The 26208-nt window shown below is 73.1% G+C and carries 10 protein-coding genes; 1 reads left to right on the forward strand and 9 read right to left on the reverse strand.

What is annotated here, in order from left to right:
* Positions 1-31: 31 nt before the first annotated feature.
* The gene (locus KGD84_RS25195; RefSeq protein ID WP_220562844.1) at positions 32-394 is read left to right on the forward strand and encodes a cupin domain-containing protein; all 363 of its coding nucleotides are present in this window, start codon (positions 32-34) and stop codon (positions 392-394) included.
* Here the strand turns inward: KGD84_RS25195 and KGD84_RS25200 are convergent.
* The 9 genes from KGD84_RS25200 to ccrA form a co-directional block, all read right to left on the reverse strand.
* Positions 381-7463 (reverse strand): type I polyketide synthase, encoded by a 7083-nt coding sequence (locus tag KGD84_RS25200; protein WP_220562845.1) that lies wholly within the window; start codon positions 7461-7463, stop codon positions 381-383. The genes KGD84_RS25195 and KGD84_RS25200 overlap by 14 nt on opposite strands.
* Positions 7464-7552: 89 nt before the next feature.
* Positions 7553-12274 (reverse strand): type I polyketide synthase, encoded by a 4722-nt coding sequence (locus tag KGD84_RS25205; RefSeq protein ID WP_220562846.1) that lies wholly within the window; start codon positions 12272-12274, stop codon positions 7553-7555.
* Positions 12261-18530 carry a type I polyketide synthase gene (locus tag KGD84_RS25210; protein ID WP_277615512.1) on the reverse strand — a complete coding sequence of 2090 codons (6270 nt, stop codon included), beginning with the start codon at positions 18528-18530 and terminating at the stop codon, positions 12261-12263. The genes KGD84_RS25205 and KGD84_RS25210 overlap by 14 nt, the downstream gene beginning before the upstream one ends.
* Before the next feature lie 451 nt (positions 18531-18981).
* Positions 18982-20238 carry a styrene monooxygenase/indole monooxygenase family protein gene (locus tag KGD84_RS25215; protein ID WP_220562848.1) on the reverse strand — a complete coding sequence of 419 codons (1257 nt, stop codon included), beginning with the start codon at positions 20236-20238 and terminating at the stop codon, positions 18982-18984.
* A 69-nt stretch (positions 20239-20307) separates the two neighbouring features.
* Positions 20308-20865 carry a GTP-binding protein gene (locus KGD84_RS25220; protein ID WP_260697157.1) on the reverse strand — a complete coding sequence of 186 codons (558 nt, stop codon included), beginning with the start codon at positions 20863-20865 and terminating at the stop codon, positions 20308-20310.
* Positions 20866-20887: 22 nt separating this feature from the next.
* Entirely contained in the window at positions 20888-21247 is a 360-nt protein-coding gene (locus tag KGD84_RS25225) for a DUF742 domain-containing protein (RefSeq protein ID WP_220562849.1), read from the reverse strand.
* Between the two features lie 46 nt (positions 21248-21293).
* Positions 21294-21719: a roadblock/LC7 domain-containing protein gene (locus tag KGD84_RS25230; protein WP_220562850.1), complete on the reverse strand. Its 426-nt coding sequence runs from the start codon at positions 21717-21719 to the stop codon at positions 21294-21296.
* A gap of 80 nt (positions 21720-21799) precedes the next feature.
* A complete protein-coding gene (locus KGD84_RS25235) occupies positions 21800-24343 on the reverse strand; it encodes a sensor histidine kinase (RefSeq protein WP_255646795.1) in 2544 nt (847 codons plus the stop codon).
* Positions 24344-24852: 509 nt separating this feature from the next.
* Entirely contained in the window at positions 24853-26073 is a 1221-nt protein-coding gene (ccrA, locus tag KGD84_RS25240) for a crotonyl-CoA carboxylase/reductase (protein ID WP_220562852.1), read from the reverse strand.
* Between the last annotated feature and the right edge of the window lie 135 nt (positions 26074-26208).

A 26208-nucleotide genomic window follows, 5' to 3' on the forward strand; every position in this document is an offset into this window, starting at 1 on the left:
CGCCGGGGGCCCTCGCGTCCATCATCGGGGTATGGACCCCTTCTCAGGCACCGCCCCCTTCGCCGCCCGCGTCGCCGACGTGGAGCTGGAACCCGAACCCCTGGACCCCGGGCAGGTCGAGGCGGGCGACCCGCGCGTCTCCTCCCGCACCCTGTGGGAGTCGGCCGACGGCTCCCAGAGCCGCGGCGTCTGGCAGATCACCCCGGGCACGGTCACCGACACCGAGGCCGACGAGGTGTTCGTGGTGCTGAGCGGGCGCGCGACCGTGGAGGTGGAGGGCGGCCCGGTCCTGGAGGTCGGCCCGGGCGACGTGTGCCTGCTGCGCGCGGGCGACCGGACCCGCTGGACGGTCCACGAGACCCTGCGCAAGGTCTACCACGTCACCTCCTCCTGAGCCCGGCGGTGAGCGCCTCGACGGCGGCCGCCACGGCCGCCGCGGACGCCGCGGCATGCTCTTCCATCATGGTGAAGTGGTCGCCGGGGACGTCGACGCTCGTGTGGTCACCGGGCCAGGTCCAGTCCGCCGCCAGTTCGACCCCGCCGGAGGTGACGACCGGGCTGGTCGGCCGGAGCTGGACGGTGCCGGGCACCGTCGTGGCCGGCCGCCAATCCGCGAAGAGGTCGAGGTAGGCCCCCATCGCGGTGAGGCGCACGGTGTCCATGAGGTCGAACTCGGTGGCGCGCTCCGTGGCGAACTCGGTGACCAGGGGCAGGAGGTCGTCGTCTCCGGGGACCGCCGTGTCGAGCAGGATCACTCCGTCGGCCGGTGTCCCCCGGGCCACCAGCTCCTCGGCCACCGCGTACGCCGCCCACCCCCCGGAGGAACGGCCGACCAGGACGAACGGGCGGCCCGCCGCCGCCTCCAGGACGACGTTCGTCTGGGTCCGGACGAAGGTGCCCAGATCGGCGGGGAGGGGTTCGGCGGGCAGGTAGCCGATGGCGGACAGGACGTGCAGGTCCCGATCGCCGCGCCAGGCGGCGGCGAACCGGGAGTACTCCTGGGGGCCGGAGGTCATCACCAGCGACGGATGGCAGATGAGGACCGGCTCCCGCTCTCCCGAGGCCAGTCTGACCAGCCTGGGCGCCGGGGCGTTCTCTTCGGTGTGGGTCTCCCTCTCGCGGGAGGCCCTCATCGCCAGGCTCACGGCATCCTGGTGGCGTCCCGCCCGGCAGGCATCCAGGAAGCGGCCGACCAGGCCGGCGGCCGGTCGTTCGGCGTCCTCCCGGCCGGGGTGCACCGTATCCGCGCTCATCTCCCGGTCCAGGTGGACGGCCAGTGCCCGGGGGGTGCGGTGCTGGAACACGAGGGTGGAGCGCAGGTGCAGACCGCTGACCGCCTGTAGGTGGTTGCGCAGTTCGACGGCGGTGAGCGAATCGAACCCGTTCTCCAGGAAGTCCTGGTCCGGACCCAGCCCGGCCGCCGTCCGGTATCCGAGGATCTCGGCGGCGCGTTCGCCGATCAGCCGGACCAGCAGGGCGGTGCGTTCCGGTCCCGGCCGCGCCTTCCGGACCCGGTCGGCCACGGCCTCGGCCCCCTGCTCTCCGGCCGGGGCCCGGACCAGGCCCCGCAGGATCGCGGGCAGCCGTTCCCCGGAGGCCGCCCTCGCCCTGAGGCCGGGCAGGTCCAGCGGAGCAGGGACCAGGTGGGCGTGGTCGGTGGCCAGGGCCGCGTCCATGAGGGCGCACCCCTCGTCCTCGCCGATGGCCGTGAGGCCCCAGAGCCGGGTCAGGCGGGAGGTGGTGACGTCGTCCAGTTCCTCCCAGGTCCGGCTCCCGTCGCCCCAGTTGCCCCAGGCCAGCGAGTGGGCGGGCAGGCCCTGTTCGCGGCGGTGCCGGGCCAGGGCGTCCAGGTAGAGGTTGGCGGCGGCGTAGGCGGACTGCCCCGGGTTTCCGAGCACGCCGGCCGCGGACGAGAAGAGCACGAAGGCGTCCAGGTCCAGGTGGCCGGTGAGTCGGTGGAGGTTCCACGCCCCGTGGACCTTGGGACGCAGCACGCGGTCCAGGCTCTTGGCGGTCAGCCCGGTGACGGTGGCGTCGTCGATGTCGGCGGCGGCGTGCACCACCGCCGTGAGCGGACGGTGCGGGGGGATGCCCCGCAGCACCGCGCCGAGCTCCTCCTGGTCGGCGATGTCGCACGCCTCGAAGCGCACCCGGGCGCCGAGGCGGCCCAGCTCTTCGGCCAGTTCCGCGGCTCCGGGGGCGTCCGGGCCCCGCCGCCCCACCATGAGCAGGTCCCGGATACCGTGCCGGACCACCAGGTGGCGGGCGAAGACCGCGCCGAGCCGTCCGGTGCCGCCGGTGATCAGTACCGTGCCGTCGGTCCGCAGGCGCGAGGCCAGGTCCAGAACGGTCCGGCCGACGTTGCGGCCCTGCTGCATGACCCGGAACGCCTCGGCGGCGTTCTCGATCGGGTAGCGGGTGACCGGGAGCGGAGGCAGCGCGCCGCTCTCCAGCAGGGGCACCAGCGCGGCGAAGGCGCGCCCGATGCGTTCGGGCCCGAGTTCGAGCACGTTGAAGACGAGATAGCGGACTCCGGGGTGGTCCACGGCGATCCGTCCCGGGTCGCGGAGTTCGTTACGGCCCAGTTCGGAGAAGCGCCCTCCGGGCTGGAGCAGCCGTAGAGACGCGTCGATCGCCTCCCCTGTGAGGGAGTTGAGGACCACGTCGACCCGGCCCGCGGCCGCGCGGAACCTCTCCTCGAATTCGAGGGTGCGGGAGTGGGCGATCTCCTCCTCCCGGAGTCCGCGGGAGGCGAGGAGGTCCCATTTCTCGGGGCTCGCGGTCGCCAGGACGCGGGCGCCCAGGTGCCGGGCGATGTCCAGGGCGGCCATCCCCACCCCGCCGGCGGCGGAGTGCACGAGGACGGTCTCACCGGACCGGAGACCGGCCTCCTCCACAAGAGCGAGGTAGGCGGTCAGGTAGGGGACGGGTACGGAGGCCGCGTAGGAGAGGTCCCAGCGGTCGGGGACACGGGTGAGGAAGCGGTGGTCGGCGACGGCCACCGGGCCGAACGCTCCGGGGAAGATGCCCATGACCCGGTCTCCGGGGGCGAGGCCCCCGGCGTCGGGCCCCGCCTCCAGGACCACACCCGCGCCCTCGTTGCCGATGTCGCCCGGGTCGGGGTACATGTCCACGCTCATGAGCACGTCGCGGAAGTTCAGGCCGGCGGCGCGGACCGCCACCCTGACCTCGCCGGGCCCCAGGGGCCGTTGCTGGTCGGGATCGTGCAGGACGTCGAGCCCGTCGACGACCCCGCCGCCCGTGGTGCTCAGCCGCCAGGAGGACGTCCGGGCCGGTGGGGCGAGCAGTCCTTCCCCGCCGCCGGTCCGGGTCTGAGCCAGGCGCGGCGCGTACAGGCGGCCGCCCCGCAGGGCGAGGCGGGGTTCCCCGGAGGCGGCGGCCGCGGCGACCGCCCCGTCCGTGGCGTGGTCGGTGTCCAGCAGGACGAAGCGCCCGGGGTGCTCGGTCTCCGCCGAGGACACCAGGCCCCACACCGCGGCCCCGGCCAGATCCGCCGCCCCGGAGCCGGCGCCTTCGTCAGGGAGCCGGACGGCCCCGCGGGTGAGGACGAGGAAACGGGAGCCGGACCGGTGTTCGTCGTCCAGCCACTCCTGGAGGACCGCCAGGACCCGGTGCAGTTCGCGGCTCACCTGCTCGGGTTCGGCCCGGGCCGGGCCCTCCGGGCCGCGGACGTCCAGGACGGTCGTCCCGGGGGGGACCGGTGCCCCCTCGTCCACAGCGGTGTCCAGTTCCTCCCACTCCTGGTGGAAGAGGGCCCCTCCGTCGCCGTCCCGGTCGGCGGGAGCGTCCCGGACGACCAGGGAGTCGACCGACAGCACGGGGGTCCCCGACGGGTCCGTGACGAGCATCGAGTACGTCTGCGGCCCGGTCTCCGCGAGCCGGACGACCGCCTTCGCGGGGACCGGCGCGCCGTGGAGGCGGACACCGCTCCAGGCGAACGGCATCAGCGGCCGGCCGCCCCCCTCGCGGGTCAGCCGACGCAGGAACAAGGTCTGGAGTCCCGCGTCCACCAGGGCCGGATGGGGGCCGGCCATGGTGTGGGCGTCCCCGGGCAGTGGGTCCAGGGCGACCTCGGCCCACACCCGGGTGGAGTCGGCGCGGGCCGCGCGCAGGCCGCGGAAGGCCGGACCGTAGTGGATCCGGTACGCCTCGAAGAGGGCGTGGGCCTTCTCCACCGGCAGGGGGGAGGCTTCGGGTCCGGGGGCGGACACATCGACGGGTGCGGTACCGGAGTCCGGGGCGAGCCGCCCTTCGGCGTGCACCGTCCAGGTCCGGCCGTCGGCGGACCCCGACAGCAGCCGCACGGCGCGGCGGCCCCGGACGTCGGGGGCGTCGACGGCGATCTGGACGGCGGTCCCGCCCTGGGGGGCGAGTTCCAGGGGTGTGTGGAGTGTGAGGTCGGTGATCTCGGGAGTGCCGCAGGTCCGGCCGGCGTACAGGAGCATGTCGACGGTCGCGCACCCGGCGAGCAGCAGCCGCCCGGCCAGGCCGTGGTCCGCGAGCCAGGGGGTTCGTTCGGGGTCCAGGACCCCGGTCAGCAGGAACCGGTCGGTGCCCGCGATCGGGACCCGGGCACCGAGGAGGGCGTGCCCGGCGGGGTCGAGGCCGAGCGAGGAGGGGTCCCCGGCGGCCCGGGGGCGGTTCAGCCAGAGGTGTTCGCGCCGGAAGGGGTAGGTGGGCAGCGGCACGGCGGGCGGTGTGCGGCCCTCCTCCCCCAGGACCCTGTCCCAGTCCATGCCGACCCCGTGGCAGTGCGCCCGGGCGAGGGCCCGCAGGAACCCCTCCGCGGAGTCCTCGTTGCGGCGCAGGGTGTGCAGGACCGGGGTGTCGGGGTGTCCGTGGGCCCGCAGGGTCTGGCCCATGGGAACGGACAGGACGGGGTGCGGTCCGATCTCGATGAAGGCGTCGGTGTCGGCGGCCAGCCGCCGGACGACGGGCTCCAGGAGCACGCCGTGGCGGAGGTTGCGGTACCAGTAGTCCGCGTCGAGGGAGGACCCGTCGGCCGGCCCGGGGAAGGGTTCGTCCCCGGGTTCCAGTACGGGGCGGGGGGCCACGGTGGAGTGGAAGGGGAGCTCTCCCGCCCGGGGCGCGAGCCCGGCCAGCCCGGAGAGCATCAGGTCCTCGACCTTGTCGACGAGGAAGCAGTGGGAGGTGTAGTCCACCGCGAAGTCGCGGACGTGTTCGCCCCGCCTCTCGCACTCGGCGACGAACTCGGCGATCGCCGCGCCGTCACCGGTGACGACGGTCGACTCCGGGCCGTTGGCCCCGGCCACCCCGATCCGGTCCTTCCACGGGGCGAGGAGCTCCGCGGTGCGGTGTGCGCCGAGCGAGACGACGGCGGCCCCGCCCTGGCCGGCGAGTTCACGGAGCACGCGGCTGCGCCGGGTGACGACGCGGGCCCCGTCCTCCAGGGTGAGGATGCCGGCCGTGCATGCGGCTGCGACCTCGCCCTGGGAGTGGCCGACCACGGCGACGGGTTCCACGCCCGCCGCCCGCCAAAGCGCGGCGAGGGACACCGACACCGCCCACGACGCGGGTTGGAGCACCTCGACCCGGGCGTCCGGGCCCGTCAGGGGCGGTGCTCCCGGCTCGCCGCGCAGCACGGCTTCGAGGGACCAGTCCGTGAGGGGGGCCAGGGCGAGCGCGCACTCCCGGATGGCGGCGGCGAAGACCGGTGAGGTGTCGAGGAGTTCCCGGGCCATGCCCTCCCACTGGCCCCCATGCCCGGGGAACACGAAGACGGGTCTGCGCTCACGGCCGGCCCGGGGGGCCACGCCGGTGACGATGCCGCTGTCCTCGCGGCCGTCGGCCAGGGCGCGCAACCGTTCCATCAGGCGGTCCTCGCCGGTGCCGATCACGGCGGCGCGGCGGGGCAGGAGGGGGGCGCGGGTGGCCAGGGCACGGGCGGTGTCGGCGGGCGCGGGCCGCCGGGGTCCGCTGAGGTGGTCGTGCAGGCGGTCGGCGCGGTCGGTCAGGGCCTGTTCGTCGCGGGCGGAGAGGGTCCAGATCCGGCCGCCGCTCACCAAGGGGGGCGCCGGGTTCCGAGGGGGCTCGGCCGCCGCCGGTTCGGGGGCCTCTTCGAGGATGAGGTGGACATTGGTGCCGCTGATCCCGAACGAGGACACCCCCGCCCGGCGCGGGCGCTCGCGGCGGGGCCAGGGCACCGGCTCGGACAACGGGCGTACACGGCCCGACTCCCAGTCCACCAGCGGGGAGGGTTCCCGGGCGTGCAGGGTCGACGGCAGCCGCTCGTGTTCCAGGGCCAGGACCATCTTGATCACGGACGTGACCCCGGCCGCCGCCTGGGTGTGGCCGAGGTTGGACTTGACCGATCCGAGCCAGAGCGGCTCCCGGCCCGTTCCGGGGCCGAACACCTGGAGCAGGGCCTCGGCCTCGATCGGGTCGCCCAGACGGGTGCCGGTGCCGTGCGCCTCGACCGCGTCGATGTCCTGCGGCTCCAGGCCCGCGTCGGCCAGCGCGTCCCGTAGCACCCGGGTCTGCGCGGGCCCGTTGGGAGCGGTCAGACCGTTGGAGGCCCCATCCTGGTTGACGGCCCCTCCGCGGAGCACCGCCAGGATGCGACGGCCGTTGCGGACGGCGTCCGACAGCCGTTCCAGGACGATCGATCCGGCGCCCTCCCCGAAGCCTGTTCCGTCGGCGCCGGCTCCGAATGCCTTGCACCGGCCGTCGGGCGACAGTGCGCCTTGTTTCGCCGACTCGGTGAACAGTCCGGGGCCGGACAGCACGGTCGCGCCGCCCGCCAGTGCCAGGGAGCACTCCCCGCGGCGCAGGGAGCGGACGGCCAGCAGGATCGCCACAAGCGAGGAGGAGCACGCCGTGTCGACGGTGAGCGCGGGGCCGCGCAGTCCCAGGGTGTAGGCGATCCTCCCGGAAGCCACGCTGGCGGCGGTCCCGGCCATCAGGTAGCCCTCGTTCTCCGGGGGGGCCGGCAGGATCCCCGAACGCAGCCCCTCTGCGTAGTCGACCGTGCTGATGCCCGTGAACACGGCGGTCGGGGTGCCGTCCAGAGCCGTGGGGTCGATCCCGGCGCGTTCGAGGGACTCCCAGCTGACCTCGAGCATCAAACGCTGCTGCGGGTCCATCGCCTCGGCCTCGCGCGCGGAGATACCGAAGAACGCCGCATCGAACCCGGCGACGTCGTCGAGGAACCCGCCGGACCTCGCCATACCCGGGCGCGCGAGCATGCCGTCCACGTCCCAGCCCCGGTCGGCGGGCAGGTCTCCGATGGCCTCGCGGGCGCCGTCGACCAGGTCCCACAGGGCCTCGGGGGTGTCCGTCCCCCCGGGCAGGCGGCACGCGGTGCCCACGATCGCGATCGGTTCGTTGTCGCGTTCCTTGAGCGCGTCGAGTTCGGCCCGGGTGCGGCGCAGGTCGGCGGTGACCCGTTTGAGGTAGTCCAGGAGTCGGGCGTCGTCGGTCATCGGTTCTGCCTCATCACTTCGGTTCCAGGCGCTCCGAAGGAAGCGCACTGCTCGCACTGGTCCGGGACCGGGGCCCGGAAGGGCCCCGGTCAGTCGCGCAGGGTGTCGTCGATGAAGGCGAAGAGCTCCTCCCGGGACACCGATTCCAGATCCCGGTCGACGTCCGCCTGCTCCAGGGGTGGCGGGGACAGCCGGTCCAGGAGCCGCCGGAGGCGGTCGGCCACCGCCTCCCGGCGCCCGTCGGCCCCGTCGAACTCCCGCAGGGCCGCCTCCAACCCGTCCAGTCCGGTCATGACGGCCTGTTCGGGATCGCCGAACATCCGTTCCTCGATGTCGCGGGCCAGGGCCGCGCACGAGGGTCGGTCGAAGGCGATCGCGGCGGGCAGGCGCAGCCCGGTCAGACCGCTGAGCCGGTTGCGCAGGACGACCGCGGAGGCGGAGTCCAGGCCCAGGTCCTTCAGGTTCCGGTCGGCCTCGACCTCCGCTCCGGAGGTGTGTCCGAGCACCGCGGCGACCTGGTCGCACACGAGTTCCGTGAGGCTCAGGACCCGACCGGCGCGGTCACGTCCGGCCAGCCGTTCGGTGAGGCTTCCGGGGGCGTCGGCGGGTTCGCGTGCCTCCCCTCCGGCCGGGGGGTACAGGCCCTCGACCAGCGGGTTGCGCCGTTCGCCGACGCGGAACGAGCGCAGGGCGGACCCGTCGACCTCGGCGATGGCGAGCGCGGTGACGTCCCGGTCCAGCCCCTGTCGTAGGGTGCGGAGCGCCTTTTCGGGGGCCATGGCGGGCAGGCCGTGACCGCGCAGGAGCGCCGTCACCCCCTCCCGTTCGGCCATCCCGGAGTCGGCCCAGGTCCCCCAGGAGACCGAGGTGGCCGGCAGGCCCTGTGCCCGGCGGTGGTGGGCCAGGGCTTCGCAGAAGGCGTTGCCGGGTGCGTAGTTGCCCTGTCCCTCCATGCCGAGCAGGGACGTCACCGAGGAGTACAGGACGAAGGCCGACAGGTCCAGGTGCCGGGTCAGCGAGTGCAGGTGCACGGCACCGTCCGCCTTGACCCGGAGTGCGTTCCCGATCTGCTCGGGCCGCAGGTTGTCCAGTGCCGCGTCGTCGAGTTCCGCCGCGGTGTGGAAGACCGCGTCGAGGGGGGCGTCCTCCGGGATGTCGGCCAGGACCCGGGCGAGTGCGTCCCGGTCGGCCACGTCACAGGCGACCAGGCTCACCCGGGCTCCTGCGGCGCGCAGACGGTCGGCCAGCGCGGTGCCGCCCGGGGCGTCGGGGCCGCGCCTGCTCACGAGCAGGAGGTGTTCCGCCCCCTGTTCGGCCAGCCACTGGGCCGTCCGGGCTCCCAGCCCGCCGGTCCCACCGGTGACGAGCACCGTTCCGCGGGGCTTCCAGTCCCGGACGGGCGCGGTCGTGTCCAGGGGCGCGGCGGCGAGCCGACGGGCGAACACGCGGCCGTCGCGGACGGCCAACCGGTCCTCGCCGCGTTCGACACCGCCGTCGAGGATCTCGGCCAGGACCTCTCCCGCGCCGTGGCCGTCCGCCGCCGGCAGGTCGACCAGGCCTCCCCAGCGGTCCGGGTGCTCCCTGGCGGCCACGGTGCCCAGTCCCCAGAGCAGTGCCCCGGCCGGGTCGGTGACCTCTCTCCCCGCGGTGACCGCCCCCCGGGTGAGGCACCACAGCGGAGCGGCGGTGCCGGCGTCCCCGAGCGCCTGGAGGACGGCGACGGCGTCGCGGTGCGCCGTCGTCTCCGAGGGGAGGGACGGCCCTTCGAGGGCCGGAGCGAGGGCGGTGGCGAGCAGGGCTCCGGCGAGCCGGCCGCTCACGGCCGGTACGACGGTGGCCCGGTCGGCCGGTCCCGCGAGGGACACGGGGGTGACCGTGTGTCCCCTGCGCTCCAATGAGGCCACACAGGCGGACACGGCGGGGTCACGGTCCCCGCGTTCGAACAGCAACCATGTCCCTGGCACGGTGGCAGAGGATCCGGTGGAGACGGGGACCCAGGCGTCCTGGTAGGAACGGCCCCGGTCCGGTGCCGCGGCAGCACCCGTCTCGACGACGACCCGGCCCTCGGAAGGCGGACTCATCCAGTAACGGCGCCTCTGGAAGGGGTATGTGGGCAGGTCGGCGGTCCGGGCGGCGCCGGGCAGCAGCCCTGTCCAGTCGACCGGTGCGCCGCGGGTGTACAACGCCGCGAGCCCTTCGGTGAGCAGGCGTGTCTCGGGCAGCCTTCCGCCGAGCAGAGCGGTGGCCTGGGCCGGGGCGCCCTCGGGCAGGGAGGCGGTGATCATGGACGCCAGGGCGCTCTCGGGTCCCACCTCGACGAACTCGCCGACGCCCGCCTCGTACAGGTGGGCGACCCCGTCGGAGAAGCGGACCGCCTCACGCATGTTCCGCACCCAGTAGTGGCCGGTGAGCATCTCCTCCCCGGCCCGGACCCCGCTCAGATTGGACACGATCGGCAGGCGCGGCGGATGGTAGGTGAGCGAGTCGGCGACCTTCCCGTACGGCTCGAGGGCGGGATCGACGAGCGCGCAGTGGGACGCGAGCGGGATCCTCAGCCGCCTGGTCCTGCGGCCCGCATGCGCCAAGCGCTCCGCCAGGGCCGTGACTGCGGCCTCCTCGCCGGAGAGCACCACGTCCCGCGGCGAGTTGACCGCTGCGATGGACACCGCTCCCCCTGTACCGGCCAGCAGCGGACGAACCTCGTCCTCGGCGGCCTGGACGGCGACCATGGCACCGCCCTGCGGCAGGTCCTGCATGGTCCGGCCGCGGGAGGCCATCAGTGCCACGGCGTCCTCCAGGGAGAGCACGCCGGCGACGTGGGCGGCGGCCAGTTCGCCGCCGGAATGGCCGAACACGAAGTCCGGGACCAGCCCCAGGGTCTCCAGCAGGCGTGTGAGCGCCACCCCGATCGTGAACACCCCCGCCTGTGTGTAAAGGGTCTCGTCGAGCAGGGCGGCGTCGGCCGTTCCCGGCTCGGCCCACATGACCGAACGCAGCGGCCGGTCCAGGTACTGGTCGAAGGCGTCCGCCAGCTCGTCCAGGGACCGGGCGAAGGCGGGGTGGGCCCGGTACAGGTCCCGGCCCATGCCCGGGCGCTGGACACCCTGCCCGGGATAGACGAAGGCGGTCCCCGCGCCGGAGCGGACACGGCCGGTCACCACACGCGGGTCAGGGGTGCCGGCGGCCAGAGCCGCCGCGCCGGCCGCCAGGGAGCCGTTGTCCCGGGCCAGGACCACCGCGCGGTGCTCCATGCCTGCGCGTGTGGTCGCCAGGGCTCGCGCCGTGGCCGCCGGAGCGACCCGCCCGTCGGCTCCGCGCACGTGGTCGGCAAGGCGAAGGGCCATGGCGCGCAGGGCCGCACCGGTGCGCGCGGACATCACGAACGGCAGGTCCGCCGCCGGGTCGGCGGTGTCGGCGGTCGGCGGTTCCTCCACGGCCGCCGACTCGATGATGACGTGGGCGTTGGTCCCGCTGATCCCGAACGAGGACACGCCCATCCTCGCCGGCCGGCCCGAACCCTCCAGAGGTCGCGTGGTCGTGGCCGCGACGACCGTTCCGCCGGACCAATCCACGTGCGGAGTGGGCTCGTCCGCGTGCAGGGTGGGCGGGACCGAACCGTGGCGCAGGGCGCACACGGCCTTGATCAGACCGCTCACCCCGGCCGCCGCCTGGGTGTGGCCGATGTTGGACTTGAGCGAGCCGATCACCAGCGGCCGCTCCCGGCCGGGGCCGTACGCCTCGATGAGGGCCCGGGCCTCGATCGGATCGCCGAGGGTGGTCCCGGTCCCGTGGGCTTCCACGGCGTCGACCTCGGTGGGGCCCAGGCCGGCGTCGTCCAGTGCGGAGCGCACCACACGCACCTGGGCCGGGCCGTTGGGGGCCGTGAGCCCGTTCGATGCGCCGTCCTGGTTGATCGCGCTGCCGCGGAGCAGGGCCAGCACGGGGTGCCCGTTACGGCGGGCGTCCGAGAGCCGTTCGAGGACCACCACACCGGCGCCCTCGGAGAAGCCGGTACCGTCGGCGCCCGCGCCGAACGCCTTGCAGCGGCCGTCGGGGGCGAGTCCCTGCTTGCGGGTGAACTCGGCGAGCAGGCCGGGGGTGCTCATCACCGTGGCGCCTCCGGCCAGGGCCATCGTGCAGGTGCCCTCCCGCAGTGCCCTGACCGCCAGGTGCACGGCGACCAGGGACGACGAGCAGGCCGTGTCCACGGTCAGCGCCGGCCCCCTCAGCCCCAACTGGTACGCCACCCGGCCCGAGGCGACACTGGGGTACGTCCCCGTGAGCAGGTGCCCTTCCGGCGGCCCCTCGGTCATGCGCGGACCGTATTCGGCGGCCGAGACACCCATGTAGACACCGGTCTCGGAGTCGGCCAGGGACGCGGGGTCGATCCCCGCCCGCTCCAGGGCCTCCCAGGAGACCTCCAGCAGGTGCCGCTGCTGGGGGTCCATCGCCGCGGCCTCCTTGGGCGAGATCCCGAAGAAGTCCGCGTCGAAGTCGGCGACCCCCTCCAGAAAGCCCCCCTGGTCCGTGGCGGAGAGCGGTGGCGACCCATCGGCGCCCGACAGGGCGTCCAGGTCCCAGCCGCGGTCGCGGGGCAGGGGGCCCAGCGCTTCCCGGCCCTGGGAGACCAGGTCCCACAGGTCTTCGGGGGAGTCGACGCCCCCGGGCAGTCGGCAGGCCATGCCGATGATCGCGATGGGCTCGGGTCCGGCCTCCAGAGCACGGTTGCGCTCCCGCAGCCGGGCGTTCTCCTTCAGAGCCGACCGCAGGGCGGCGACGAGTTTGGCGCTCTGATCGTTATCGGTAGCCATCGGCGGTCTCCTGTTCGCCGTCGGGTCGGGAATCGTGCATGGAGCCCATGGCCAGGTTCAGTAGCTCGTCCACGCCCATGTCGTCGATGTCGTCGTACGCGGGGTCGCCCGTCTCCCCGCGAGCGGGGTCGGACGGGGGCGCCTCGGCCGGCAGGGGTGCCGCGATCTGCGCCAGGAAGCGGGCCAGGGCCCGCGGGGTGGGGTGGTCGAACACGGCCGTGGGAGGCAGATCCAGCCCGGTTGCCCGGGCCAGGCGGTTGCGCAGTTCCACCCCGCCCATGGAGTCCAGTCCGAGGTCGCGGAAGGCCCGGTCGTCGGGGACCCCTCCCGTGCCGGAGTGCCCCAGGACCTCTGCGGTACGGGCACGGACCTCGGCCAGCAGGACCTTCTCCCGCTCGTGCGCTGCCAGGGAGGCGAGAGTGCCGGGGATGAGGGGGCCCAGGGCATGAGAACCGGGAGCCCGCGACGGGGCGGTCCTCTCCACGGGCACCATCGGCGGCCGCGGGTCCCGAACGGCCCGGCGCCGTCCGCGCGCGGACGGGATCAGCCCGTGCAGCAGCGGCAGGTCGGGGCCGTGTGCGTCGAGCAGCGCCGGGACCAGTGCGTCCCGGTCCAGGTACAGGGCGGCGTCGAACTTGGCCAGTGCCCGGTCCGGCGGCATGGGCCGCAGCACTCCGCCTGCCGTGGCCTCGTCACTCGCGGGCCCGCCCTCCTCCGGATCACCCCACAGGCCCCAGGCGAGCGAAACGGCGGGCAGTCCGCGCTCGCGCCGGTAATGGGCCAGGGCATCGGAGTACACCGCCGCGGCCGCGTGATGGGAGCGTCCGGGGGCGCCCAGGACTCCGCCCGCCGAGGTGAACAGCAGGAAAGACCCCAGGTCGCGGTCGGCGGTCAGTTCGTGCAGGTTCCAGGCCGCGTCCACCTTCGCCCGCAGGACCTCCTCCAGCCGCTGTGGGTCGCCCTCCAGGATCCCTGCGCCGTCGACCACGTCCGCGGTGTGCACCACGGCGCCCAACGGCCGGTCCAGTCCGGCGAGCAGGCGCTCGAGCGAGGCCCGGTCCGCGGCGTCGCAGGCCTTGACCTGGACCTCGGCGCCCAGAGACCGCAATTCCGCGGTACGCGAATCCTGTCCCGGGGCGGCCGCGCCGCGGCGCCCGACGAGGGTGAGGTGGCCGACCCCGTACGCCCCGACGAGATGGCGGGCCAACCGGTGTCCCAGGGCTCCGGTGCCGCCGGTGATCAGGACGGTCGTCCCCGCGGGGAACGGGTCGGGCAGGGACAGCACCGTCCGGCCGACCGTGTCGCCCCGCCGCAGAGCGGTGAAGGCCTCTCCGGCGTCCCGGATGTCGCGGACGTTCACCGGGATGGGCCGCACCACACCGGTGGCGAGCAGTTCCATGACCCTGGCCAGCATCTGCCCGATGCGCTCCGGCTCGACCTCGAGCAGGTCGAAGGTGAGGTAGGTGCGACCGGGATGGTCGGCGGAGACGTCGGACTCCGAACGCGCGTCCTCGGCTCCGAGTTCGACGAACCGCCCGCCCGGGCCGGCCCCGTCCGCGGGGGAACGCAGCAGGCGCAGAGACGCGTCGGCGAGTTCCCCGGTCAGCGAGTTGAGCACCACGTCCAGCCCGCGGCCGCCGTTGGCCCTGCGCAGCGTGTGCTCGAAACCCGGGTCCCGCGAGGAGGCCAGCCGCTCCTCCGGCAGTCCGATCTCGCGCAGCGCCGGCCACTTGTGCGGACTGGCCGTGCCGAACACCTTGGCCCCCATGTGGTGGGCCAGCTGGACCGCGGCCATGCCGACGCCGCCCGCGGCCGAGTGCACCAGGACACTCTCTCCCGGCCGTACTGCGGCCACGTTCACCAGCGCGTGGTAGGCCGTCAGGAAGGCCACCGGGACGGCGGCCGCCTCGGCGAAGTCCCATGTGTCGGGAATCGGCACCAGGCAGCGGTGGTCGGCCAGGGCCATCGGACCGAAGGCCCCGGTGAACACACCGGCGACCCGGTCCCCTACGGACAGGCCCTCGACGCCGGGACCGACCTCCACGACCACGCCCGCGCCCTCGATGCCCATACCCGCTCCGGTCCGGTCGTCCCGCAGGCCCAGGCCGACCGCAACGTCGCGGTGGGTCGTCCCGGCCGCCCGCACGGCGACGCGCACCTGGCCCGTACCCGGTCGGACGACGGGGACCTCCAGGAACGCCAGGTCGTGCAGAGCCCCGGGTTCGCGGGTGCCCAGCCGCCAGGAGGCCGCAGGCGGGACCGGGTGGCGTCCGTCGACCGCGCGGACCAGCCGGGGGACCAGGACCTGCCCCGCGCGCAGCGCCGACTGAGGGTGCCCGGAGCGGACCGCGCCGGGCAGGACGCGGTGGGAGTTCTCCGACCCGTCGGAGTCCACGAGGACCAGGCGACCGGGGAATTCGCGCTGCACCGAACGCAGCAGGCCCCACACGGGGGCGGCCGCCAGCCCGCTGACGCGGTCGTCGGGGCCGGTCACGACGGCCCGCCAGGTCACCAGGGCCAGGCGGGCGTGCGCGAACCGCGCGTCCCCCAGCCACCGGCGCACGGATGCGAGGGCTGTGGCCAGTCCTTCGCGGACCGCTTCGGGCACGGCTCCGTGGTCGGCGTACACCGCGCGTGCGGGGAGTTCGGCATAGACCACCTCCGGCACCGGTCCGTCCCGGTCCAGGGTGTCGAGGGACGGCAGGTCGAGGGGGACCGCGCCCAGGGGGCCGGGGGCCGGGACGGGCTGCCAGCTCAGGCGGTAGAGCTCCGGCTCGTCGCCGGGTGCGGGCGGAAGCGGCTGCGCCTGGATCGGGGCCAGGGTGACCTCGTCCACGGAGAGGACCGGTACGCCGCCGGTGTCCTGGGCGATGACCCGGTACCGGTCCGGCCCCAGCCGTTCCAGTTCCACCGAGACCTCGACCGGGTCGGCGTCCTCCCGGACGCGCAGTCCGCGCCAGGAGACGGGGGTGAGGAGCGGGCCGTCCGTACCCGGCCCGTACAGCAGCGCCGTGTGCAGGGCCGATTCGAGGAGCACCGGGTGGAGTCCGGCCGGAGAGGGACCGGCTTCGCGAGGCACGGCCACTCGCGCCAGCAAGGTGTCCTTCCGATGGAACACCTGGCGCAGCCCGCGCAGGCGTGGACCGTACACCCGGCCCTGCTCGGCCAGGCGCGTGTAGGCCTCGTCCGGATCCGTGTCCGCGGACGTCGCCTCGGTCGTGGCCACGGCGGCCCGGGCGCCTTCGGGCCCGTCGGCCGCCAGGTGCCCTCGGGCATGGCGGATCCAGGCCCGGGAGCCGCGTGTGTGCACGGTGACCTCCCGGTCTCCTCGGTCGTCCGCGGCCCCGACGGTCACCTGGGCCTCGACCTCCCGGTCACCGCCCGGCAGGACCAGGGGCTCTTCGAGGAGGAGGTCGGAAACGACCCCGGCGCCCACGGTGGCACCGGCATCCTGCACCAGTGCGGCCAGGGCCGCGGCGGGCAGCACGGCCCGGCCGAACAGCCGGTGGTCACGGAGCCAGGGCAGGCCGGCGGGGTCCAGCCGCGCGGTGAAGACCGTGCGGCCGTCCACCAACTCCACGCCCGGATCGAGCCACGCCCCGGTGCCGTTCTCCGCGGTGTCTTCGACCGCGGGTGAGGGCGCGGGCGCCGGCGGCGGACCGAACCGCTCCCGCTGGAACGGGTACGTGGGAAGATCCGTGCGTCGGGCGTCCGTCCCTTCGAACAGCACCGCCCAGTCGATGTCGATGCCCGCGGTGAACGCCCGTGCCGCGGCCGTGAGCAGCCGGGCCTCGTCGTCCTCACCGCGGCGCAGCGTTTCGAGGACCCTGCCCTGCACGTTCCGGTCCACGAGAGTGCTGCGGATCCCGTGGGAGAGCACCGGGTGCGGCCCCACCTCGAGGAAGGTGCGGTGTCCCGCGTCGGCGAGCGCAGCTACGGCCGCGGCGAACCGCACCGGTTCCCGGAGCCCCGTGTACCAGTAGGCGGCGTCCAGGGGCAGCGGGTCCGCCCCCGGAGCGCCTCCGGTGAGCGTGGAGTAGAAGGGCACGCGGGGCCGACGCCAGCGCACGGTGCCCAGCTGGGAGAACAGGGTCGCGCGCACGCGCTCCACGTGCACCGAGTGCGAGGCGTAGTCCACGTCCACCAGGGCCCCGTGCAAGCCCTTGTCCGTACACCGGCGCACCGCCTCGCGTACCGACTCCGGGTCACCCGACACCACCACCGCGTGCGGCCCGTTGACCGCGGCGACGTACAGGTCCGGGAGGTCCTCCGTGAGGACCCGTGCCTCCGCCTCGGCCACACCCAGGGAGGCCATCGCCCCGCTGCCCGCCAGTTCCCTGAGCGCTCTGCTGCGCAGGGCCACGACGCGTGCCGCCTCCTCCAGGGACAGCGCCCCGGCGACGCACGCCGCCGCCAGCTCCCCTTGGGAGTGGCCGACGACGGCCGCCGGTCGGACCCCCAGCACCTCCCACGCCCGGGCCAGGGACACCATGACCGCCCACAGTGCCGGCTGCACGACCTCGGCTCCGGCGCCCGGGCCGACGAGGCCGGGGGCCTCGGGGTCGCCGCGCAGCACCGCCGTCAGGGACCAGTCCACGTGGGGTGCCAGGGCGCGTTCGCACTGGCGGATCCGGCGCGCGAAGGCCCGGGCGAGCACTCCGTCGCCGGAGAGCAGGCCGCGCCCCATGCCCGCCCACTGGCCGCCCTGGCCCGGGAAGACCAGGACGGGTCCGGCGGTGTCCGCCTCGAAGCCGGACCTGCCGTCGTGCAGCACGGTCTCCAACTCTCCGGCGCCGCCTTCGTCGGAGGCGAAGACCACGGCCCGGTGCTCGAAGACGTCCCGGGTCGTGGCCAGCGAGAACCCCACGTCCTGCGGCCGTGTCCCGGTCCGTGAGGAGACATGCGCGTGCAGGGCGGACGCCTGCTCCCGCAGCGCGGCCTGCGAGCGGGCCGACAGCACCCAAGGAACGGGGTCCAGCACCCTTGGTCCGGCCGTGGACCTGTGCTCGGCGGCCCCGGGCTCGGGCAGGGGGGCGGGCCCCAGCACCAGATGGCAGTTGGCCCCGCCCATCGCGAACGCGGAGACCCCGGCCAGGGGCGCGTGCGCCGGCCAGGGCTCATCGGCGGTCTGCACGGACAGGTGCAGGGCTTCGAGGTCGATGTCGGGATGGGGCTCGGAGAAGTTGAGGGAGGGCGGCAGGGTCCGGTGCTCCAGGGCGAGTACCGTCTTGACGAAGCCGACGATGCCGGCGGCCCCCTCCAGGTGGCCGACGTTGGTCTTGGCCGATCCCACACGGAGCGGGTCGGTGCGGCCCGGGGCGAACACCTCGCCCAGGGCCCGGGCCTCCACCGGGTCGCCCACGGGGGTGCCCGTGCCGTGCAGTTCGACATGGCCGACCCGGTCCGGCCGCTGCCCGGCGTCCTCCAGCGCGGCCCGGATGACCTCGGCCTGCCCTTCGGGGGTGGGACGGGTGAGGAAGCCGCCGCCCCCGGAGTGGTTGACCGCTCCGCCGTGGACGAGCGCGTGGATGCGGTCGCCATCGGCCAGGGCCCGGGCGAGGGGCTTGAGCATCACGACGGCGCCCCCCTCGCCCCGCACGTAACCGTCGGCCCGGGCGTCGAAGGTGTGGCAGCGGGCCTGGGGGGAGAGGCCGCCGAACCGCGACACGGCCTCGGTGCCCTCCGGGACCAGGATGAGGCTGACACCCCCGGCGAGCGCCGCGTCGGACTCGCCACTGCGCAGGCTCTGCACCGCCGAGTGCACACTCACCAGGGAGGATGCCTGTCCGGCGTCGAGGGTCATGCTGGGACCGCGCAGCCCCAGGGTGTGCGAGACCCGGTGGGCGATCAGGCTCCGGTGGGTACCGGTGAGGCTGTGCCGGGTGAGGGCGTCGCGCCCGGCCCGGTCGTACAGCAGGGCGTGGTCGGCGGCGATGGCGCCGACGAAAACCCCCACCCGGGTTCCTCTCAGAGAACCCGGAGCGATGCGCGCGTGCTCGACGGCCTCACGGCTCAGTTCCAGCATCAGACGCTGTTGGGGGTCCATGGCCTCCGCCTCCCGCGGGGAGATCCCGAAGAACTCCGCGTCGAAACCGAAGACGTCGTCCAGGTAGCCGCCCCAGCCCGGGCCCCGTTCGGCCGGTGCCGGTCCCAGGCGGTCCGGCGGGGGGACGATGGCCTCACGTCCCTCCGAGAGCAGGCGCCAGAAGGAGTCCGGGTCCGGTGCACCGGGCAACCTGCAGGAGATCCCGACGATGGCGATGGGTTCCCAGGGAACCGGGGTGGGAGCCCCGGCCGATCCGCCGCTCACGATCGCTGCCTCTCACTCTCGTCTGCTCGTCCGGCCCGGGGTTGCCGAAGCGCCCGTGCCGAATGAGCTCGCATCCGCCCGTGCACTTGCACGCCATGCGCTCTTTTCCCAGGTGAAGGCGTCCGACGAAACGGGGGTACGCCGGGTTCTGCGCCGAGGAGAGGCAAGGCTCACGAGTGACCATTTGGGACTAACAGGCACCAACCTGAATAAGCGTATCCCCCGCTCACAACCCCTGACAACGAAAGATGTTTTTCGGACACGCAATTCGGACTTCACCGAACGGATGCCGGCGCCCTCTATCACATCCGTATCGCGCAACACAAAAGGCCCGGTGCCCCCAGGGGGCACCGGGCCGGAATTCGTGGTCGCCCCGGAACGCTACGGGACTCGCGCCTCAGCCTCCGTGCCTGGCCACGACCTCGGCGATGTACTTCTGCGCCTCCTCCGGATCGAACAACCAGCTCTTGTAATCGGAGGGGCAATCCCACCCCTGGATCCAGCGGTCGGCGATCTCGCGGTACTGGGAGGCGGCTCCCATGACGTTCTGGAGGTAGTCGGGCAGGTCCGCCTCCCACATGGTGGAGGCGAACTCCGCCCACATCTGGTTGTCCTGGCCGAACCTCCAGAAGCTCTCGAACGCCGAGACCATGAAGTCCTCGTCGAAGGGCCGGTCCTCGTGCGCCAGGATGCCCTCCAGGTACGCCTCGGCACAGCGGGTGGAGTTGTTCCACGTCTGCCCGACGAACGGGTCCATGGTCACGACCACGTCGGCCATGCCCAGGACCTTGCCCCCGGAGGGGAGGGTGCCCACGGGGTTGCGCACCTGCGGGGTCAGGTCCTCGACCAGTGTGCTGCGGCCGTCGACCAGCTCCGCATCGCGCACCCGGTCGAAGAACTCCGGGGCGTACTTGCGGGTCAGGTCCTTCATGCGCCGCAGTTGCTCCTCCGGGCCGGGCCTGTCGGGCCAGGCGTCCATCGGACTGCCCTTCTTGTCGACCATGAGCAGGCTGTGGCAGGGGCCCTCCTGGCTCAGAGCCGGGATGAAGATGATGTTGCCGGCCTCCTGCGTGACGGCCGCCCAACCGATGTTCTCGGATTCGTTGGGATCGGGCCAGACATCGTAGATGTAGGCCTGGGCAATGGACCTGGGCCGGGTCCCGCTGAAGCGGCTGGTGTCGTTGGCGAAGAGCTGGCCCAGCTCCCCGTGGCCGACGGCCACGACGATCAGGTCGAACATCCGGGAGAAGTAGTCGAGGTCGGTGACGGTGACACCGTGGATGACGACCTTGCCACCGCGGTCCTCGAAGAACTCCAGCCAGTCGGCCATCTTCACCCGCCGGTCGACCGAGACCGTGTACCCGTTCCCCGGGTGCGAGCTGCCGCTGAGCGTGGCCACCGGCGCACCGCCCATGTACATGAACAGCTTCTGCTCGCGGATCTGCGGGGACAGCGCGCTCCAGAAGTCCAGGTTGAACTTGCGCTCGTACTCCAGAGCGGTGGGGAAGGTGAACTGGGAGATGGAGGGGCGGCCGGTCCGGATCTCCAGTGAGGACTGCCCCGTGATCACCGTGACGTCGTAGCCGTGGGTGAGGAGCCCATGGGCCAAGTGCAGGCCGGCGTGGCCCGCGCCGACGATGAGGATCTTGCGCATGTGTCGCTAACTTTCCTGGGGAATCTTCGGGACGACCGGGGGGAGCACGCCGGGGCGACCTCCCGCCCGTCAGGCGACGGGCTCGCTGGCGCGGTTGTGTTCCAGGGCGTACCGCAGGAGGGCCTTGAGGACCTCTCCCCCGGACAGCCGCTGGCGGGCGTCGAAGTCGATGATGGGAACCTCCGGACTGACCTCCAGGGCCTCGCGGACCTGTTCGGCCGTGTAGTCCAGCTGCCCCTCGAACCGGTTCAGCGCCACGATGTAGGGGATGCGCTTGTTCGTCTCGAAGTAGTCGACGGCGTCGAAGGAGTCCGCCAGCCGACGGCAGTCGACCACGACGACGGCGCCCACCGCGCCCCTGACGAGATCGTCCCACATGAACCAGAACCGCGCCTGGCCCGGTGTGCCGAACATGTACATGACGAGTTCGTCGTCGATGGTGATGCGGCCGAAGTCCATCGCGACGGTGGTGGTCGTCTTGTCGGGGGTGATCGAGGTGTCGTCGTGACCGATGCTCGCCTCGGTCATGATCGCCTCGGTTGTGACGGGCGGGATCTCCGACACCGAGCGCACCAGAGTCGTCTTGCCGGCGCCGAAGCCGCCGGCGATGACGATCTTGCTCGACATCTTCTTGCGATTGGACCGCTTGTCACTGGAAAAGTCGTTCGAGACCACGAAGAGCCCTCTCCAGAACCTGGTTTTCCGATGGACTGCTGCCGGTGATGGTCGGGTGGATGTACACCAGGTCCTGCTCGGCCAGGTCACTGACCAGAACCTGGGTGACGCCCAGGGGAATGCCCAACTCGGCCGAGATCTCGGCCAGCGACCGGGTCTCCCGGCACAGCTTGTAAATACTGATCGACTCCGGCATGAGGGTGCCAGGAGGCTCCTGCCCGGGCTCGGAGGTCGAGACCAGGGTCTGCACCATCAGCGGATGCCGCGACCGCGTCCGCCCACCGGTGAAGGTGAACGGGCGAACGCGGTTACTCCTTCGCCTGCGGAAGCTCATTGACGTGGCAACCTCATTCCTGCTGAACCGTAACGGGTCACCGTCGTCAGTTCTGGATGACTTCGCGCAGCTGCGAGCGCAGCTGCGGCGTGAGGACGTGGGCGACGTTCTCGACGAGCTTGGCCATCTGGAAGCCCACGATCTTCAGCTCGGTCCCGGGGGCGGTGAGCACCGCCATGCAGGAGCCGTCGCTGATCGCCATGATGAACAGGTGCCCGTGGTTGAAGCGCACGAGCAGCTGCTCGCACTCCCCGCGCTGGAACAGGCTCGCCCCGCCCACGGCCAGGCTGTGGAGCCCGCTGGCGATGGCGGCGAGCTGCTCGGCGTGCTCCTCGGGGAAGTCGCTGGAGTGGGTGAGGACCAGGCCGTCGGAGGAGACCACGACGGCGTGCTCGACACCGCGCACGTCGCGGACGAACCGGTCGATGAGCCACGAGAAGTTCTCAACACTGTCGTTCACGGATTCAGTCATGCTCTACCTGCCTGGGCCGAGTATCAAAGGGGTGTGGGAGGAGTCCGCGCCCGCGGACGGGCGCGGCGGGAGGAGACCGTTCACTTCTCGGCCTTTCCGCCCGGATCGTCCGTGCTGCCGTCGAGGTCCTCACCCTCCAGGGCCGCGCGCTCGCCCTCGAGGAAGTCGCCCAGTTCGTCCCGGATCTGTTCGGCCCGGGCCTCACCGGTGAGTTTGGGTGGCGTGTCCTCGCGCTTGCGCGGGGTACCGCCCGGTTCGGGGCGCGGCATCATGCGCAGCGGGGAGCCGTGCGGGGTGGCGCTGCGCCGGGGCAGGCCGGCCGCGGTGATGGTGGAGGTGCCCTGGCCGCCCGCCGTGCCGGTGTCCTTGGCCTTCGGGGCGCTGCCGTTGGCGGTGGTGGACGGCGGAGCGGCGGGGGCGGCGGCGCGCGGAGCGACGGGGCCCGACGGAACCGCCGAGGTGCGCTGCTGCCCCGGGGTCCGCGGCGTGGCCACGCGCAACAGCTCCTTGGGGATGATCACGTAGGCGCTCACCCCGCGGAAGGCCCGGGATTCGAGTTTGGCCTCCAACCCGTGCTTCTGGGCGATCCGGCTGGCGACATAGAGGCCCATGTGGCGGGGGACCTCCTCGTCGAGCACGGGTTCCCCGGACAGGCGCTCGTTGAGTTCGGCGAGCTGCCTGTCGGGGATGCCCACTCCCTCGTCCTCGACGATGACCATGAGGCGGCCGTCATCCATCTCCTGGCCGCTGATGACGACCTGGGAGTGCTCCGGCGAGTTGGCGGTGGCGTTGTCGAGCAGCTCGGCCAGGAGGTGGCTGATGTCGTCGGCCGCCATACCGGTGATGGAGGTCTGCGGAAGCTTGCCGAGCATGACGCGGGGGTAGTCCTTGATCTCGGACACCGCTGCGCGGGATACGTCGAGAAGCGGGACGATCTCGTCGTGGGCGTCCGATTCGCCGCCGTCATGTCCGGTGAGCACCAGGAAGTTCTCCCCGTTGCGCCGCATCCGGGTCGCGAAGTTGTCGATCTGGAAGAGCTTTTCGAGCAGGTCCGGGTCCTGTGCGTCGGACTCCAGTTCCTCGACCATCTCCAGAAGGGCGTCGACGAGGGAGAGGTCGCGCATGGCCAGACCGGCCAGGGCCTCGTTGAGCAGACCGTCGCCGCTCTCGGTCACCAGGGCCGCCGCGCGGACCGCGTCGAGCGCCTCGGATCCGGGAGCGGTCGGGGCCTCGGACTCCTCCTGCTCCGCGACGGGTTCGGAGGGCGTGATCGCCTCCGGCTCGGCCCCGGCCTCCTCCTCGGGAGCGGTGGCCGCCTCCTCCTCGGGTTCGGCGCGGGTGAGGGCCTTGTCCTCACCGACCTCGGTGGCCGACGCCTGCTCGGCGAACAGGGTGGCGGCGGTGTCGGCGGTGATCACCTGCGGGGGCTGCCCCGCCGTGAACACGATGACGTGCTGGACCGGCTGGCCGTAGGGGTTGGCCTGTCCCGGGTAGAACACCGGCTGGCCCTGGACCACGTAACCGGGCGGCTGGAAGGGCGCCGGGTAGACGTTGGGGTAGGGCATCGGCTGTGCCAGGGGGGCCGGGTACACGGGGTACGGATAGGCCATCGGGGCCTGCGGCGGATAGGGGTAGTCGGGCCGCTGGGGCGGCGGGGTCCGGTAGTCCTCCGGACGCGGCGCCCTCGGGTCCGGACCGTAGCCCTGCGGACCGTGGCCGCCGGGACCGTAGCCGTCATGGCCGCGCCGGCCGCGGTCGGCGTAGGCGTCGTAGCGGTCCGCGCGGGGCTCCTGCGGCGCGTAGGGGTCCCGGTAGCGGTCGTCCCAGGACGCACGCTCGTAGCGCTGGCCCTCGGGCGGGGGGACGCGATCGCCGGGCACGGCGGCGCGCTCGGAGCGTCCGCGATCGTAGGGGCCCGTGTGGCCGGTGCCGTCGGGCGGGAGCCGACGGTCGTCGTCCGCCGGGGAACGGTACCCGGACCAGGTGTCCTGGCGGTACCGCCGGTCGAAGGCGGGAGCCGGATCGGCCGTCGGGCGGGGTTCGGCCCCGCCCTCTCTCTCCGGGGAGCGGCTGCGCCGGTCCTCACGGGGCGGTTCGTGGCGGGCGGGCTCGGGCAGCGGTGCCTCCGACGAGGAGGATGCAGGGGTGAATGACACAGGGGCCTCGAATTGCTCCGTGTGGGGGTGCTCCGACGCTGCTCCGGTCGCGGGCGGGGCCTGGTCCGCGGGTGCGGACGGGGTCCGCACCGGGGCCTCCTGCTCGGACCGGTCGCGCTCCGTCGGAGCGGTGACTTCGGGCGTGCGCGGTTCGGGCTCGTCGAGTCCGGCACCGCGCCATTGGCCGACGGGCATGGCGTCAGGTGCGACGTCGTCGACCTCGACGCGGCGAGCGGTGGTGTAGGGGTTGGGGCCGCCGACGCGGGAGGTCGGCCGGTAGCCGTTCTCCGCGGAGCCGGAGAAGGGGCCGACGGGTCGCTCCGCGGGAGGGACTTCCTTGGGGGCGGCGCTGTCGCCGCCCGCCTTCGCCTCTCCGGCGGCGGGCGAGGACCCGGCGGCATACCGACCGCTGTCCCGGTCCGAGTGGCGGCCGGGTTCCTGCGAGTGCGGATGCACGGGCTGATGCACGGGACTTCCTTGCTCGGTCTCCATGGAGCGGTTTTCCTGGATCCTGACCATACGGTAGATGGCTCGGCGGAAACGCCCCTCTCGCCTGACTTCGGGCTCCTCCCCCGCCGACGCCTTCGACCCGTCCGCGGGGGACCGGGGTGCGGAGCCGTCTGCCGGCGGTGGCGCCTGTGCCACTGTCTCGTCTCCTCGGTTCAGGTGGACGCACCGTCCCAGCTCGGGTACGGGACGGTTGCCCCGTCGGGGGACGAGCACCCACGGCCCGCACGAATTCCTGCACTTCCGCCGGTAATCGTCGTTCGGTTCGTCAGACTAACAAAGGTGGACCGGCTTGGCAGACGATTCGGAGAAGCCACGGAAAACCGGACCGGACAACGCCTCCGACCTGGCAGAACAAGGATCGGAAGGCGTCCCGGGAGGCGGGTGGGCACCTGATTTGTTACATATTTCCGCTTTCAGACTATAGTCACTTTTAAGTCATCTGTCTGGTTTTTCACACCTGGGCCGGACTATCCGAGAGCGTTGACCCGCGCCACCCGGTTGCCCCACGGGTGAACGTTGTCGTGCATCTCCTGGTGCGCGGTGCCGATCTCGTCGAAACCCACGACCGAGGACACACAGGGGTCCAGCAGGCCCCGCGCCACCAGGTCGGTCACGATGCGGCAGTCCGCCGTCGTGGCGAAGTGCGATCCCTGGAGCCGTTTGAGGCGCATCCAGAGAAAGCGCAGGTCGATGTCGGAGCGGTACCCGGAGGTGGCCCCGCAGGTCACCACCATGCCCTCGTTGTCGCAGAGGTAGAGAGAGGTCGGCAGGGTGTCGGCACCGCTGTGCTCGAACACGATCCTGGGCGAGCGCCGCTCCCCCAGCTCCTCCCAGAACCGGCGGCCGAAGGCGCGCACTCCGTCGGCCCAGTGCCGGTAAGCGGGATCGTCGTCCTCGGGCACACGGCCCCAGTGGTCGAACTCCGTCCGCAGGATCGTCCCGACGGCCCCCAGGTCCCGGCACACCCGGGCCTTCTCCTCGGTGGACACCACCGCGACCGCGCGTCCGCCCGCGTTGCGGACCAGTTGCGTCGCGAAGGCCCCCAGGCTGCCCGCCCCGCCCCACACCAGCACGGGATCGCCGGGTCGGACGGTGTGGGGCTGCCAGCCGAACAGCTGGCGGTGGGCGGTGGCCGCCGCGGCCAGGAACCCTCCGGCCACCTCCCAGGTCAGGTGCTCGGGTTTGGGGTGGCACTGCACGTCGCGTACGAGGCAGAACTGGCCGAAGGAGCCGTGGTTGGACTCGTAGCCCCATGCCCGCATGCTGCGCGAGGCCGCCGGGTCGCGGCCCTGGCGGATGTCGTCGGAACGCTCGTCCCAGTCCCCCGGGGACAGGATCACGTGGTCGCCGACCTCCAGGCCGGTGACGCCCTCGCCCACCGCCCAGACGATGCCCGCGCCGTCGGAACCCCCGACGTGGTAGTCCTCGGGCTCCCCCAGCTTGCGACGGGCCGCGATCACGTCGGCGGGGCGGCCCAGGGCGGCCCAGACGTTGTTGTAGTTGATGCCGGCCGTCATGGTGTAGACGAGGACGCGGCCCGGTCCGACCTTCGGAACGGGGACGATCTCGTGCGCGAACGCCTCTTCGGGAGGGCCGTAGCGCTCCGCTCTGATCGTCATCGCGTGCATGCGTTCGGGCACGTGTCCCAGTGGAGGCATCTCACCGAGGTCGTACAGCTCTTTGGTCATGGGAGGAGAGCAGTCCTTCCATATCCGGGAGTGGGTGGGGGCGGCCGGACGTACGGCGCACACGGGGCAGGGGCCACGACACTTTGCGAGGATCGCCGCGAACGCCTCGGAAAAGCACTGTAGCGGCTTTTGGGA

Source organism: Nocardiopsis changdeensis, from assembly GCF_018316655.1.
GTDB lineage: Bacteria > Actinomycetota > Actinomycetes > Streptosporangiales > Streptosporangiaceae > Nocardiopsis > Nocardiopsis changdeensis.